This window comes from Thalassotalea profundi (assembly GCF_014653195.1).
Lineage (GTDB): Bacteria > Pseudomonadota > Gammaproteobacteria > Enterobacterales > Alteromonadaceae > Thalassotalea_B > Thalassotalea_B profundi.
On record NZ_BNAH01000006.1, the window covers coordinates 208,766 to 224,388 of the forward strand.

Annotated in this window: 13 protein-coding genes; 7 read left to right on the plus strand and 6 right to left on the minus strand. The window is 32.7% G+C overall.

Features of this window, described 5'->3' with window-relative positions; genetic code table 11:
- Positions 1-9 precede the first annotated feature (9 nt).
- The 5 genes from IE155_RS09430 (at position 10) to IE155_RS09450 (ending at position 5,634) form a co-directional block, all read left to right on the plus strand.
- Complete coding sequence (locus IE155_RS09430) at positions 10-1,107, plus strand: GNAT family N-acetyltransferase (RefSeq protein ID WP_189377995.1); 1,098 nt, start codon at positions 10-12, stop codon at positions 1,105-1,107.
- A gap of 83 nt (positions 1,108-1,190) precedes the next feature.
- On the plus strand, positions 1,191-2,216 hold the full coding sequence (locus IE155_RS09435; RefSeq protein ID WP_189377996.1) for a glycosyltransferase family 4 protein: 1,026 nt from the start codon (positions 1,191-1,193) through the stop codon (positions 2,214-2,216).
- A 45-nt stretch (positions 2,217-2,261) separates the two neighbouring features.
- Positions 2,262-3,185 (plus strand): glycosyltransferase family 2 protein, encoded by a 924-nt coding sequence (locus IE155_RS09440; RefSeq protein ID WP_189377997.1) that lies wholly within the window; start codon positions 2,262-2,264, stop codon positions 3,183-3,185.
- Positions 3,186-3,262: 77 nt separating this feature from the next.
- Positions 3,263-4,768, plus strand: a complete 1,506-nt coding sequence (locus tag IE155_RS09445; RefSeq protein WP_189377998.1) for an oligosaccharide flippase family protein — start codon at positions 3,263-3,265, stop codon at positions 4,766-4,768.
- A gap of 68 nt (positions 4,769-4,836) precedes the next feature.
- Entirely contained in the window at positions 4,837-5,634 is a 798-nt protein-coding gene (locus tag IE155_RS09450; RefSeq protein WP_189377999.1) for a hypothetical protein, read from the plus strand.
- A gap of 46 nt (positions 5,635-5,680) precedes the next feature.
- Here the strand turns inward: IE155_RS09450 and IE155_RS09455 are convergent, their stop codons facing one another.
- Positions 5,681-6,874, minus strand: a complete 1,194-nt coding sequence (locus tag IE155_RS09455) for a polysaccharide pyruvyl transferase family protein (RefSeq protein WP_189378000.1) — start codon at positions 6,872-6,874, stop codon at positions 5,681-5,683.
- A gap of 139 nt (positions 6,875-7,013) precedes the next feature.
- On the opposite strand from IE155_RS09455, the gene IE155_RS09460 reads away from it, so the two are divergent.
- A complete protein-coding gene (locus IE155_RS09460; protein WP_189378001.1) occupies positions 7,014-8,093 on the plus strand; it encodes an acyltransferase family protein in 1,080 nt (359 codons plus the stop codon).
- Entirely contained in the window at positions 8,090-9,274 is a 1,185-nt protein-coding gene (locus IE155_RS09465; protein ID WP_189378002.1) for a CDP-glycerol glycerophosphotransferase family protein, read from the plus strand. Before IE155_RS09460 ends, IE155_RS09465 begins: the two co-directional genes overlap by 4 nt.
- Before the next feature lie 70 nt (positions 9,275-9,344).
- On the opposite strand, the gene asnB is transcribed toward IE155_RS09465, so the two are convergent.
- From asnB to IE155_RS09490, 5 genes are all read right to left on the minus strand, one after another.
- Positions 9,345-11,270 carry an asparagine synthase (glutamine-hydrolyzing) gene (asnB, locus tag IE155_RS09470; RefSeq protein ID WP_189378003.1) on the minus strand — a complete coding sequence of 642 codons (1,926 nt, stop codon included), beginning with the start codon at positions 11,268-11,270 and terminating at the stop codon, positions 9,345-9,347.
- A 36-nt stretch (positions 11,271-11,306) separates the two neighbouring features.
- The gene (locus IE155_RS09475; protein WP_189378004.1) at positions 11,307-11,726 is read right to left on the minus strand and encodes an FAD synthase family protein; all 420 of its coding nucleotides are present in this window, start codon (positions 11,724-11,726) and stop codon (positions 11,307-11,309) included.
- Positions 11,727-11,788: 62 nt separating this feature from the next.
- Complete coding sequence (locus IE155_RS09480) at positions 11,789-13,117, minus strand: O-antigen ligase family protein (protein WP_189378005.1); 1,329 nt, start codon at positions 13,115-13,117, stop codon at positions 11,789-11,791.
- Between the two features lie 150 nt (positions 13,118-13,267).
- Positions 13,268-14,773 carry a hypothetical protein gene (locus tag IE155_RS09485; RefSeq protein WP_189378006.1) on the minus strand — a complete coding sequence of 502 codons (1,506 nt, stop codon included), beginning with the start codon at positions 14,771-14,773 and terminating at the stop codon, positions 13,268-13,270.
- On the minus strand, positions 14,766-15,512 hold the full coding sequence (locus IE155_RS09490) for an endonuclease/exonuclease/phosphatase family protein (RefSeq protein ID WP_189378007.1): 747 nt from the start codon (positions 15,510-15,512) through the stop codon (positions 14,766-14,768). Before IE155_RS09490 ends, IE155_RS09485 begins: the two co-directional genes overlap by 8 nt.
- Positions 15,513-15,623: the final 111 nt, after the last annotated feature.

A 15,623-nucleotide genomic window follows, 5' to 3' on the forward strand; every position in this document is an offset into this window, starting at 1 on the left:
TCGTTCATTATGTCGATAACGTTATCTGTAATTACTTCATATCAAGAATTTAAGGCGCTTTCATCTAAATGGGAGAGCTTCAGACAAGATCAAAATGATAATATATTTTGCAATAGTTGGGATTGGTTGAATACTTGGATTGATATTTTTTCTTGTTCTAAAGACCCGCTCTACATACATATTTGGCGTTATAACCAAGAAATTATCGGAATTATCCCTTGTTACCTTAAATCAACATTCGCTGGAAATGAATTACGTTTTATTGGTACTGGAGAGCCGGTTAAGTCAGAGGTATGTAGTGAATTTCAAGACTTTTTATTAAAAAGTGAATTTGCAGAAAAAATTTTGGCCCAATTTACTGAAATAGTAATGGAGGATAATAATATATCAGCCATTACTTTTAATAATGTGCTGACTACCTCCACAGCCTACAAGTGGCTAACAAAATTAAATATAAGTGGTTGGATAAGGGTGATAAATAACTTAGGTATGCGTTATGTTATCCCCGTAAAGCAAGAGCAAACCGAGCAACTTTTATCTTTTAAAAGTAAAAATATTAAGAGGCATGCAAAAAAAGTTCTTACCGATAACCATTGGCGTATTGTTACTATTAATGAAACCGCATTACTGGATTCATTTTACCCCCTATTGATTAAAGAACATAACAACACTTGGCGAAAGCGAGGAAAATTAGGTGCATTTGAAAATTCTGATTTTGTAGCTTTTCATCGAAATTATAGTGCTGCGATATTGGTAAATAACAAATTGGTGGCTTTTAAAATAGAGACTGAAACTGAAATATCGGCGCTTTTTTACGGAGTAATTGATGGTGACACACTCTATTATTATCAAAGTGCAATCAATCATGATAGTAAATTACCATCTGCTGGAGTAGCTATGCATCTGGTTGCACTTGATATTGCTAGAGAACATAATCTAGCTTTTTATGACTTAATGAAAGGTAACAATCATTCTTATAAGTCACGTTATACTACTAGCGATATTAATGTTGTTAATGCGACCTTTTACAGGAAAAAATATAAATATATGCAGTTTTTAAGCAAAATAAAAAATAAAATTTTTAATAAATTAAAAGTTAAGGTTTAATTTATTAGATAATTTTAATCGAGTGATTATGGTACGAATAATCAGAAAAGTTCAAATAACGATTACAATAAATGACCCTTAGAATGAAAATATTACATGTAGTAAGTAGTTTAAACGTAGGCGGAGCTGAGCGGTTTGTTATTGATCTGGCTGCAGAACAAAATAAGCAGGGGCAACATGCAACTATCTTGTCTATGGGCAGTAAAGGCGAGCCTCTTGAAAGTGAAATTAAGCGCTTTGGATTAGGTTTATTTCATGGTACTAAAATAAAAATATTAAGATCATATCTGTCATTATTCGATGTGGTTCATGTGCATAGTAGTTATAGCTTACTTAGGGTTTTATTAGCATCCCTAATGTTACCAGTGAAAGTTGTTTATACGCGACACAATGAGCGTGTACATAATTCATTTAAATGGCGTTTAATTTATCAATTAGCTAGGTTTCGTTTACATAAAATGGTATTTGTTGCAGAAAAAGCCAGAAAGAACTATTTAGCTTTTTATCCATCACTTGAAAAAAAATCCTGTACTGTTTTGAACGGTGTTTTGCCAATGACTCAAAATAAAACAAATAGTGATAAGCTCCGTATTGCCCATGTTGGCCGTTTTGTTCGCTTAAAAGCTCAACACATTTTAATAGAGGCTATCGCAAAAATACCTTTGAAACTTCAAGAAAAATTAAGCTTGTCATTCTTTGGAACAGGAGATTTATTAGCACATAACCAAAAACTGGCTAATGAATTAATTCCCAATGTAGAAGTGAACTTTAAAGGTTTTGTTACTAACCGAGATGAAATATATGGTGAGAGTGACTTACTAGTGGTTACTTCTGAAACTGAAGGGCTTTCGTTGGCCATATTAGAGGCATTAGCAAGTGGAACTCCGACAATTGCCTCGAATGTTGGTGGTAACCCTGAATTGATACATCATCAAGTTAATGGGTTACTTTATTCCTATGGTGATATTAAAGAACTAGCCGAACAAATAAAATCTTTAATAGACAATAAAATAATATATCAAGAATACAGCATGCAGTGTATTGATATTTTCAAAGAAAGTTTCTCTATGGCTATTTGTGCTGAGAATTATCAGAAAACGTATCTGTAGAAAAGTGTAGATAGTATAGCGCGAAAGATTAATTAAGGAAAATAAATGAATGACTTGGTTTCTGTTGTCATACCAGTTTACAACGGATCGGAATATTTAAAAAACACAATAGATTCTATTTTAGCTCAAGATTATCAAGCGTTTGAGATAATATTAGTTAATGATGGTAGCACAGATGATTCGGCCGAACTTATAGAGTCTCTGAGTGAAAAAACCAACAAAATAAAACTTTATAATAAAGAAAATGGTGGTGTGGCAGCTGCAAGGAATTACGGAATTGATAGAGCAAAAGGAGATTTCATCGCTTTTTGTGATCAAGATGATTTATGGTTACCAGAGAAGTTAACAAAGCAAATGCCATTGTTTCAGAACAACAGTGTAGGCTTAGTTTACAGTGGGGCAATAGCTGACTATGTTGAACTGAATAAACAAGATAAACCTAGTTTTGATACTAAATATAGGGGGGATGTTTTTGACCAACTTATACAAGTAAACATGTTTACCTGTTGCACAGCTATTGCGCGTAAAGGTTTGTTACAGGAAATAGAAGCATTCGATAGTGATCGGGAGCTAATGGGAGTAGATGACTGGTTAGCATGGTTAAAACTGTCATTAGTATGTGAATTTGACTATGTGCCAGAACATTTAGCCACCCATGTATTTCATGGCGATAATTATTCGTCAAATGAAGAAAAAATGCATAAAGCCGAGTTAGTGTGTTTAGAGAAAATAGAGCCAATGGCTACAAAACATAACAAAGTAGTTGATTGGAATGAAATTAAGCAAAACTTGCATGTTAGATACGCAAATACTTATATTTACAATGGGTTATTTCATTTGGCAGGTGAAACCTTTATAAAAGCTTCAAAATTAAAAAATAATAAAAAACTATCGGTAAAAGGGTGGTTATTTAAAATAGTTCCTCACTTTATTTGGCGATCTATTCAAAAAGCAAAGCGAAGTTTATAATATTTGAACATGCGTTACCGTTAGCTATTTTTATTAAGAAAGAGTGTATTATAAATGTTTTTCACCGGTTATGAAGAATGAGTACGAAAAAACTATTTTTGAAAAGTTCTGTGTTTCGATTTATCGAACGAATTATCTTAGTTGTATCATCATTATTACTCACCCCTTATTTTATCAATGTTATTGGAGCTGAGGGCTATGGCTTTTGGTTATTAATTCTTTCGATAATCGGTTGGTTTAATATTATTGAGCTGGGATTTCCGTCAGCAGTTCAGCGTCATACAATATTAGCTTTAGAAAAAGATAATCCTGAAGCTGTTAATACAGTGTTTTCTACAAGCGTTGCACTATTTGGTTGTCTAGGTTTGGCTGCAACCGCTTTATTAGCTGGGGTTGGAATATTTTCATCGACATTTTTTGGCGAAACAGTAGATGCCGATGCGTTGAAGTTGGCATTATTTGTTTTATCAGCAAAAATTCTAATGGATTTTTTGATGAATCCATTCCATGGCTTTATTACTGCATTTTTACGGCTAGATATTGACTCTAATTTGGTAATCTTAAATGTAATAATAAAATCCGTATTGATATTTTTGTTAATACCAACGCTGAATATTTGGGGGGCAATTATTGCCACACTTTTTTCAGATGTATTAACCAACGGCCTTAAAATTTATTACATAAAAAAACTTTATCCAAAACTAAGCTTTAACTTTAAATATGTTTCTAAAGACGAAATAAAGTCACTTTTTGCTTTTTCTAAGCATGTGGTTGCTAACGGTATTGCTAATACGCTAAATTCAAAAGCTGACCCGTTTATTGTCACTAAACTTATAGGCCTTTCATCTGTGGCCGTTTATGGCGTGGCAAATCGCTTAGCAGAGCATATTAAGTCATTTGTGTTTACTGTTAATGGTTTTTTATCGCCGGTTTTCATGAGAAAAATGTCCAAAAATGAAAGCCTAGATGACTTATTTCATAACGCTATAATGATAAACTTATTTTTTGCGTGTGTTTTTTCAGCACCACTTATTATTTTAGGGAAAGCCTTTATCATACTTTGGGTTGGTGACGAGTTTGCACCCGCAGCAAATATTCTTTATTTTTTAATTTTTACTTTCTTTTGTCAGGCCATTTATACATCAGTTAATCAAGTACTACTAGCGCAAGCGCAGCATAAATATATTTCATTAGTTAGCCTTTTTGGGGCAATAACCAATATTTCATTGTCTATAATATTAGGGTTGAAATACGGGCTTATAGGAGTTGCTGTAGGTACTTCAATAGGGTCTTTTATTGCTAATATCGTGTTAAGCCTGTGGCTTTATAGTTACTATAATAAATTAAAGCTTTGGTTAATTATTCGTAAGCTATTCTTAGCAAACGTCTTGGTTTTTGGTGTTGGCTTGTATATTGCCTTTTCTATGACAACGGTTACTTGGTTTGAATTGGTTTTATATGGTGCGGTAAGTTTTGTTGTATTTTTAATACTTAGTTGGTTATTAGTTTTAGATTCAAATTTAAGAAAAGTATCAGGCCATTATTTTATCTCTATTAGTAATAAGCTGTTAAATAAATTGTAAATTTAATGGTAGATAGAGCTTTTAATTAGTTGGTGTTTTGTTGCGTTAGAATTTACCTAAGGGATACAATGATTAAGGAAAAGCAAATAAAAAACATCGCTATATTATCTTGCTGGTTTGGTTATAAATTTAATAAGCCTCTAAAAATATATTCATTTTCTACCTGTAAAAAATGGTTGTATGCCACAATAAAAAATCATATACCATATAGAATTTTAAATAAATTGGGCTTTATATCTATCATTCCTCAGGCTCCCAATAGTGTAGAAAGTTGTTATTTTTATTCAAATAATAAAAGTTTAAAGGCCGAAATAATTGCCAAAGGATGGCAATTTTGTTTTGTTGAAACCAAAGTTGACAATGGAGAAAGCATCGCATCTTCTTTATTAGCTAAAAAAGTTAAATTTTTGCAGATGGATGCTGCTATCTATAAAAATCTAAATCACATCATATACATGGACAGCCGTCGAATCTCTGATGATATTGCTAACATCATTCACATGAATCAAAAAGGCATTCTTATAAGGTATGAAGCTAAGTTTAAGCCCACTATCTGGCACGAGGTAGAAGAAGCGAAAGGGCAGGACAGGTATGCTAAACATATGGATATCACTATTGATTTTATCAATGCCAAATTATCAGAGGGTTACTGCTCTAATAATCGCGTGATGAATACCGGAATTATCGCCTATGATATGGATATAGAAGGTAAGAAAATCAGATCACTCTGTGATGAAGTTTATAGTGCCTGTGTAAAATTACAGCAACCTGAATGTCAGATATTCTGGTGTTTATTATCTCAGGCATATATTGATATTATCCAAGCAATTGAAGGTTATAAACTAAAAAGTCGCTCAGGGCTTTAATGAGCGACAAAGGACTTTTTGGTTTTAATAGCAAAATGAAATATGTTTAAAAAGTTGAACTTATACTTCTAAAACTAACCATATAGTTATTTGTTAATTGATGGGCTAATTGCTTTAAATCCTTATTAGGTGTAGCCATAGCTATACCAATCGATTTTGATAAATTTTCAGGTTTAACACCTCTAGGCATGTGTGATAGATCCCAAGTATCCATATAGTTAATTTGCTTTCTTAATTTGGGTAATAGCGCAACCCTTGGCACTTCAAAAGACATGGCGGTAATCAAGCCATGTAAACTCGTACCACAATAACAGGAAGAATTACGAATAATATTCATTAAATCAAAAATATTACCACTTAAATAGGTATCATAACCTGTGCCTTTATCCATAAAAGAGATCACTTTATTAATGCCTTTTGAATCATTATGACCAGCCGCATTGCCTATCGCTATAAATACAATTGGTAATTTAAGAACTTGACTGATCTTGGATAACTCGCGAGCAAAGGCCTGTTCATTTCCTTTTATATGAGATTGTGATATTTGAAATACAATATAGCCTTCTATATATTTTTCGAGCATTCTCTTAGTTTTATTTGAAGACTTTTCTTCTAACTCAGCAACAGTTATAACAGAGGACATAATTGTTGCTGAATCAGGCACTACTTTTGTACTATGGTTCCCTAATCTCCTTAATTGAGTTTGTGAAAATGTATCTCTGACGGAAATATAGCTAGTATCTGTTATCACATTTCCTAAGGACAATATTTTGTCCGTGTTTTTAAGATTAGCAACTTCAGTTGCTCCTACTGAATTATATATAATAGTTCGTAGTGCACCCAAATCATTTCGATTAAGATTAAAGGGCAACTCTGAAGTTAAACCGAACATTCGGGAAACTAATTCTTTGGTCAGTTTAGGAAAATGATAAGAAAATCGTTTATAAACTGGGGTTAAATAGTGAGGTAAAAGGTAACCATAAGCAGATTGCCAGTTACAGGCAATGACATCACCACCTGCAAGTATAATTGTTGCATTATCCTTACTGTATTTCAAAGCTTTACGTATAGAAACTGTAGGAAGAGCACCATATTTAGAAAGGTCACTATTAATCAGCCCTGTAACTAATACTTTTTTTTGAGGTAACTCCTGTTCAATAACTCTTTTCATTATTAATGGGAACAATAAATCTCCATAATTATGGCGATCAAAAGCACCATATAAAATAATGTCATGCATCTGTTATTCCTTTTGATTATTTATTCTAACAAAAGGTACCGTAAGTTTATGAAGACAAAATGACAAAGAAGCTCAATAGTATTACACTAGCGTATTTTTTGAAGACAAAATTCTTAGTTTGAAATAAAGGCTATATTTAATGAACAATGCTTTATCTACATATCTTAACGGTAGAGATAATAATTTTAATCTTATTCGAATTATAGCTGCAGTATTAGTTTTAGTGAGTCATTGTTACCCATTGTTTTATGGGAGTAGTGATTATGAACCATTGAAGCGGTTGGTAGGTATTTCGATAGGCTCAGTAGCTGTTGACCTGTTTTTTATATCGAGTGGTTTCCTAATCGCTAATAGTTTTTTTTATCAAAAAAATTTAATAAACTTTATTAAAGCAAGAATATTAAGGATATATCCAGGTCTAATTGTTTCTTTGATAATTACCGTATTTTTCTTAGGTCTGGTGTTTACCAAGCTAACAACAACTGCTTACTTAACTGATTTTCAAACTTACAAATTTCTATTCAAAAATATGTTTTTATTCCTAGGTGAGGAAGCAACGTTACCTGGAGTTTTTGAAGGCTTACCTTGGGCTAATACTGTAAATGGTTCTTTATGGACATTACCGTTTGAAGTTAGGGCATATGCTTTGCTAGTTTTAGTTGGTATTTTGCTTGGATTTTGTGAACAAAAATGGAAAACTTTGAGCTTCAAAAAGGTTTATTTACTAATTCCTATAGTTGGTTTGGGGGTTTATTTTTTAAATTATTTTCATCCAATATTACCAATTTCTTATTTTAGTGCTGAATATGCTCGTTTGTTATCGATGTTCTTTATTGGTGTTGCATTTTATCGCTATCGTGAAAAGATTATACTTTCAAAAAAATTATTTTTAATACTATCAGCATCACTAATAGTATCAGCCTTAGACAGCCATTTATTTTTCGTAGTATATAATTGTACTCTAGCTTATCTAGTCTTCTTCCTTGCTTATATACCCAAAGGATTTATTCGAAAGTTCAATAAATATGGGGATTATTCTTATGGGATATATATTTATGCATTCCCTGTGCAGCAAGCTTTATTAGTATTGTATCCCAAAATGAGTTTATTTGAATTTTTTCTAACGTCATTAGGGAGTACATTTGTTTTTGCTTACTTTTCATGGCAACTCATTGAAAAGAAAGCACTAAAACTTAAAAATAAAAGAGTAAAATCATGAAAAAGCTTAAGAAATTAGTTTTTCTATTAATCAATTTAATATTGTTTTGGTTTTCTCAGCTAATACCAAAAAATAAGAATTTATGGGTTTTTGGTGCGTGGTTTGGTCAAAAATATAGCGATAACCCGAAAGCTTTTTTTGAATATATTAATCAACAACAAACGCATATTCATGCAATATGGATAAGTAAAGATAGTCGTGTTGTTGAGCATGTCCGTTCCTTGGGGTTCAATGCATATGAAGAAAAAAGTATATTAGGTATCTGGTACCAACTTAGAGCTGGCTATGTGTTTGTTTGTCAGTCATTGCATGATGATGTTTATGCACCATGTATAGGTAAAAATACTAAGGTCGTTAACTTGTGGCATGGATTACCTTTAAAAAAAATTATGTATGATACTTTTGACACTAAATCCATACAGAAAAACATTATTGGTAAGTTATTTGATGTTTTATCCCCTTATGAAAAACATCGTAATGATTATTTGTTAGCAACTAGTGCAGAAACTCAGATGACATTATCAAAAGCTTTTAGAATTCCTAAAAGCAGAACTATAATCACTGGTTTTCCAAGAAATGACGTGTTTTTGAAGCCATTAATTAAATCTAAAAGCGCTACTTATAAATGCATTTATATGCCAACTTTCCGAGGAGGGATAGGAGCAGAATGTGATTTATTCGCTCAATATGGATTTGATGTTCCTTTGATTGATGCAAAACTAAAAGCTAATAATGTTGAGCTTGTATTACGGATGCATCCTGTTAATAAACCGCCAGTATATTTAATCGAAAAAATTAAAAAATCAAATAATATAACTCTTGATTCATCTGCTGATATTTTCGATTCCATTGCTGATTATGATTGTATGATAACAGATTATTCTGGTGGATATTTTGATTTTTTATTGTCGGGGCGACCGATACTCTTTGCACCATTTGATCTAGAAAAATATAAGCAAGAAGAGCGAGATTTATATTACCATTATGAAAAGGTTACTCTTAAGCCATACGCATATACTTGGATGGAGTTAGTTGAAAATATTATTACTGTTAGTCAAAATCAGTTTCCAGAAGAATACCAAGAATCATATAAGGCTCTACAAAGGTTATTTCACGAGCCTATAGGGGGAAACGCAAAGAGCTTTTCGGGTAACTTATATGAAAAGCTCATGCGATTATAGTTTAAATGCTTTATTATTGTGAACACAAGTGAATAGTTTTTACTTAAGAGAATAATATTGAGCATTAAGGTTAATATTGCTCTAAATAGCATTTATAAGTATCACAAAACGTAAACAAGTTTATTACCATCCAAACTTTCATTGCTAAACTATGATTTTTTGCTAAGTCTTTATCATTTAATAATGAAAGTACAAAGTCTGTATCAATAACTTGGTTGGCATTATTACTATTATCGGAAAGTATTTGTTTTGCTTGTTCAGCAAAACTCCCCCCTAACCATTTGTCTAACGGTACAGGAAACCCCATTTTTTTTCGGTAAAGGACTTCATCAGGAAGGTACTTTTCTCCCACCTTTTTCAGGATGTATTTTGGAGTGTCGTGTGCTTCTGAATTTTGATCAGCCATTTTGTTTTTAGCAAGTGTTTGGTCTTTTGTAGAATTCCATTTCAATTTGTATTTGTTTGGTATGCTAAAAGCAAATTCAACTAGGCGATGATCTACAAAGGGTACACGGGCTTCTACAGAGGTTGCCATTGTAGTAGTATCTACCCTGGATAATAATCCTTGTAAATGCACTGTTTCAAATGTGTACATCATTTTTGTTTGATAATCAGATTCAGGTACTTCATTAAAGCTTTGTTCAAACCTCTGGTTTAATTCATTTTCTATAACTTGCCAATCAACATTTTTTGCTAAAAGATTATGTTTTAGTTCGGGTTTAGTGTAACTGTAATTAAAAAGGAAGTGCTCTAGAGCTGTTGAAAATACCTGTTGACCATATTTTTTCTCAAAAAGAGCAGAGGTTGCTGGTTGTTCTTTTAAGGAGTTTTGGTTGATAAAGTCATCACTTGAGCGAAAGATTCGACCGTAACCACCAAATATTTCATCTGCACCCTCACCCGAAAGTACAACAGTTATATCTTTTTTAAGCTCTTTACTCATCAAATATAAAGGAACCTCATTTGGTACTGATAATGGCGCATCTTTATAAGTAATAAGTCTATTTAAGGTACTAAAATATTCAGTTGCATCTATATTTATGGCTTTATGATCTGTTTGATATAGTTTGGCAACACAGTCAGCGTATTCAAATTCGTTATAGCCTTCTTCAGAGAAGCCTATAGTGTATGTTTTAATGGGTGCTTGCGTATATTTTGACATAATTGCAGTGACTAAACTGGAATCTACACCACCTGATAGGTATGCGCCAAAAGGGACATCAGAAATCATACGGTATTTAATTGACGAGTGTAATAACTCCTCCACGCCATTTAAATAGTATTCTTCGCCTTTATCTTCACTTTGGTCAACATAGTCAGATAACTGCCAATATTTATGCTGTTTTGTTCCTTCTTTTGTTATATGCAAATAACTGCCTGGAGTTAAGTTTTGTATACCTTCGAAAAACGTTTCGTCTAAAATCGAATATCGATATGAAAAATAAGACGAGACAGTTTTTTTGTTAAGAGGAAATTTTCTTTTTGCTAAAGCTAAAATTGATTTAACTTCAGATGAAAAAATATAGCCTTTTTCACTTTGGTAATAAAATAAAGGCTTGATACCTAAACGGTCACGCACAACGTAAGTGCAGTCCTTTCCTGGACGCTTATCAACAATAATAAAAGCGAACATGCCAATAAAACTCTCAAGACAATCTATTCCGTAATGTAGATAGGCTTTTAGTAGTACTTCAGTATCTGATTGTGAACTAAATGAGACACCTTCAAGCGACAATGTAGCTTTTAATTCTTTAAAATTATAAATTTCACCATTAAATATCAATGCCACTTTATGACAGTCGGAAAACATGGGTTGATGACCTGAATCGGTCAAATCCATAATACTTAATCGTGCATGACCAAGCCTGCTGCCATGAAATGTTTCAAAGCCATTGTCGTTAGGTCCTCGATGACCTTGTAATGCTAATGCTTTTTGAAATTCATTGTCGCTAGTATTGTGATTTATATCGCCAAACGTTGCTAATATTCCGCACATATTGTTCCTTGAAATTTTATTTAATAGTTTTGCGTATTACTTCTCTTTACGAAGATCTAATAGCACGTTATTGATTAGTGTGGATGAAGTTCCTTTGGTGTATGGGAAATAAACAACACGAACACCTACATCTTTAAATTGTTTATCAATAGCTTCCCATTTTTCGCTTTTGAACCAGTCATCACCCACAAACATAACGTTAAATTTAACTTTTTCCCATTGGGTAAACTTATCCATATCTTCTTGTGGGATAACTGCATCTACATATTTACATGAACGGACCACTTCCATTCGCTCTTCAAAAGAAATAACTGATTTTTTATTTTTATAGCTAACAAGCTCATCAGTTGTAACACCAACTACTAATTTGTCGCACATTCCTTTCGCATTTCGTAATAAGTTAACATGACCTACATGAAATAAGTCAAATACGCCTGTGGTATATCCTAAAATCATTTCTTTTTCCTTTCAATAATTCTAATTTTAAAAATTAAATGTACTATTTTTGAATATGAGTATTATAAGCCCAGTTTAAGTGAAATATACACTGCGATGATAATTATCCAGCAGTAGCCCATGCTTTTTATGGCTAACGATTTATTAAAATATTGTTCATTTTCAGGTTTTATTTTTATCATTCTAATATGTGAGGCTATAGCCATGCCCATAAATATAAATAGTAATAATGTAAACATACGACTAATAAAAAATCCGGTGATCATAAAGCCAATCATAGAAAAAAATAAGGTTTTGTTGAGTAATCGCTCGTTTTCAATAGACAGCTCTCCTATATTGTTATTTTTAGTATGCCTTTGTGCTTTATTGTTTTTAATAAATAAATAACCGGTTAGCACTGTTAAAATTAGAGCCCCCCCCCATAGTGAATACCCTGGCACTCCTAACTCTCCCGCTACATGAATATAAGAGTTATGGGCAACTAGACCATGTTCTTCTCTAAATTGTCCTTTACCCACACCAAATATGGGGTTAGCTAAAAGCATTTGTATACCAGCATACCATGCTTCTAGTCGCCCGTTTGCCGAGGCGTCAATTCCGCGTTGCAATGAAGCAACAACTGTTGCAGCAATAGGGGCTAATAATACACCAGAAATAAATAGTTTAGGGCCAGCATTTACAACTAATAGATACACACCTAATAAACCACCTGCGCCTAACATACTGCCCCGAGAGCCCGTTAAATAAATACCGTAAATTAGCGCGCCTAAAGTACACAGCATCGTTAATTTCATAAACGCTTTAGACTTTTTATAAAAGTAGATTGCAAAAGGAATATTCATCACTAAGAACATTCCTAAGTCATTAGGGTCATTAAAAAAGCCTAAATAGGTAATTCTTCTTTCGCCTAGATCAATATAACCAACTGAGTGTGTATTTAGCGCCCAACCAAAGCCTTGATATGCGGTTTGTTGTATATGACCATTATGTACCATTAATAATGCAGCAATTAAACAAACTCCCATAAGTACATGCTGACGTTTGATGGTGGTAATGCATGTACTCATTAAAAATAAGGGAATAATGGCGCTTGTAAATAATTTTTCAGATTCTTCTATCCCAAACATGCCTGACCCATTTAAGAAACCTGACATAATAATGAGCGGTATTAATGCTAAAAGCATCCAGTGCTGGGGTAATAATTTAAGTGGTCTTTGTGCCACCAATACCAAGCAGAAAGCAATAATTGCAAAAATCTTAATGATGACCCAATCAACAGTTTCTTGCCACATTTCGTGAGGACGTATAAGGGAAGCCGCCGTATATAAAAATAGAAAGAAGAATGCTGCTGAGGAGTCTTTTTCTTTTTTTGTGGGGAATTGATAAGCCATTAAAGAAAAAACCTTAACTTAAATTGGACAAGGATGTTGACCGCAAAATTTTATACTATTTAAATGTTAATTGATAACGTTAAACAGTATTGAGTCTAAATAATAGATGCTTTTTTTAATTAGTATATATCTCATGTTATATCCTTACGTTTATATTTTCTTATCTAACCAATATACTAGCCATGGTAGGTCACTCGTTGTTGAGTATGTCCAGCCAAAGCGTCTTGGTGGTATTATGGGCAAATAACCTTTTTTAGCGTGTTTATATTTTTTGTTAATATCTTTACACTGTTGAATAAATACATTGAAGAGTTCGTTTAATAAAAAAACATCTTCGTTGACTTTTTTCTTTATATATAAAGATTTTCCAATTAGTCCTGCAATGTCACAAACATGCTGGTCATCTATCCATTGGTTTTTTATTTCTAATAATTTATTGTCCATTGAAGCAAGATATAATGGGAGTACTTTATTCTTGAGCTTTTTATCAGCAAAATGAATCCCATAATTTGGCATAAAATCACCAAAGGCATTAAGTAATGCAGCTGATCTTTTATCATGAGTGAGGCGGTAATAGCGCCATAAACCATCACCTAGTAAAGCCATCATCCAAGGAGAGCAAACAGGTGAATTACCTGCTTTGCCTTCATGTGATTTATAGGTATGTTGTGGACACCCTATAATTTTCCATTCATTTCTAGGGCTGAAAGTCATTTGAACAGTAGCATCAATAATTTCATCTATTCTATTTTTAGCTTGCGGGCTACCTGATATTTCCCAATAGGCTATTGCAATATTCAAAGCGGCCGCTTGATGACGTTCTGTCCAAAATTGATAATTGCTTTTGTATGTGGCTTGCCAATTTAAAGATTGTTCAAAAAAAGCTTTTAGTACAGGCTTAATTCTATTATCTCCAGTAAGCAAGTAGAAGTAGAGTAATCCATTAGGCATTAAATATTTTAAATCGAAGTTTTCTTTTAATTTGAATTTTCCTGTCTCGTCTAAATTCTCTAAATAAAAGTGCACTAACTTGCTGCCTTCTTTAAGCCATTTAGTGTCACCAGTTAAAATAAATAATTGAAAGATAGATCTTGGTCTATCGAATAACCATTGTGATGCTCGTGTCGGCGGGTATTTATTTTGTTTTAATAACAGATCGTTAGTGACAAAGTTGGCATAAAGGGTTTTCGGGCTTGTATACCATGAAGTATCCAATTGAGTTATTTTAGGATGAAGTAAAATACTTTCGGCTAGCCATTGTGCTGAAGGGTAAACTAAATGCGGTAAACTTTTATTCTTGATTATTTGGGTATTTATTTCTTTTTTAGCGGGAAGCCATTGCAATTTATACGTAATGTTTTCTTTTGGGTTTTGATCATTTTGTTTATTTACATTGATTTGTAGTAGGCGAATAAATGTTGCTTGATTATCGTTAGTCCATTGGGTTAAAGCCGTAGCTTTATTGTTTAACTTTATTCCATTAACTGTAATTATTATTTCAGATTGTAGTGGTATTTTATTATTAGGTACAGGAAGAACAAAGATTTTTTTATCAGCAGGCGCTGCAAATTTTATACTGTTTTCTTGTGATAATACTGTGCTAGATACAATACAAAGACAAATAATAAAAAATTTTATTGTGATAAAGTTATTCATTAAGATCAGCCTCTTTTAAAGAAAACTGTGATAGTACGGGGTAATGATCTCCTCCTAAGGTTTCTAATACAGTTGCCTTCTCGATATTAAATTCATCTGAAAATAGTATATGATCTATTCTAACGCCAGGTAATTTTAGACCTTTATAATTATAGTTAAGTGTATTATTAAAGCCGTTTCCCTGGATTGAAAGAGCATTATTGAATTGATTGAATGTTCGTCGATAAATACCCTCAGAGGTACTCATATTGAAATCGCCAGAAATAATTACTTTATTTTTTGATGCGCCCCAGCTACTTATAATCAATGCTGCAAGCTCTCTATTTGAATGGACTTTAGCTATGTTGCTAAATCGAGGGAATATACTTCTTACTGACGGGAAGTGCACATTTACAATATTTACTTTTTCATTATTAATTTTTAGTTCGTAGAAAGCAGCCCAATCACCATAACCTTTGTACATGGCATTATTTAACGAGTTTATTTTTTTAAAAGGGTATTTACTAATGAAGCATAAATTATTTTTACAGTCTTGAAATGGATAGCTTTTGAATACTTTTGTGCCTAGTAAACGTCCAGACTCTTGAAACAGAAATACATCAGGGTTATAAAATCTGATTGCTGCTTTCAGCTTTTTAAGTTCTATTCCTTCACCAATATTGGCAGTAATTAGGGTGAAGGATGGTTTAGAATTTTTGTTAGTATTCAATGGGTTAATGTTGATTTGAAAATCTAACAAATAGAAACTTAACGCCAAAATAAGGGGTAAAGTATACTTTTTTGCAACAGTGAGCTCTTTCCATAATAGGCAGAGAAAAATAGTTAAGCAAAAATAAAAGTATCGCGGAAC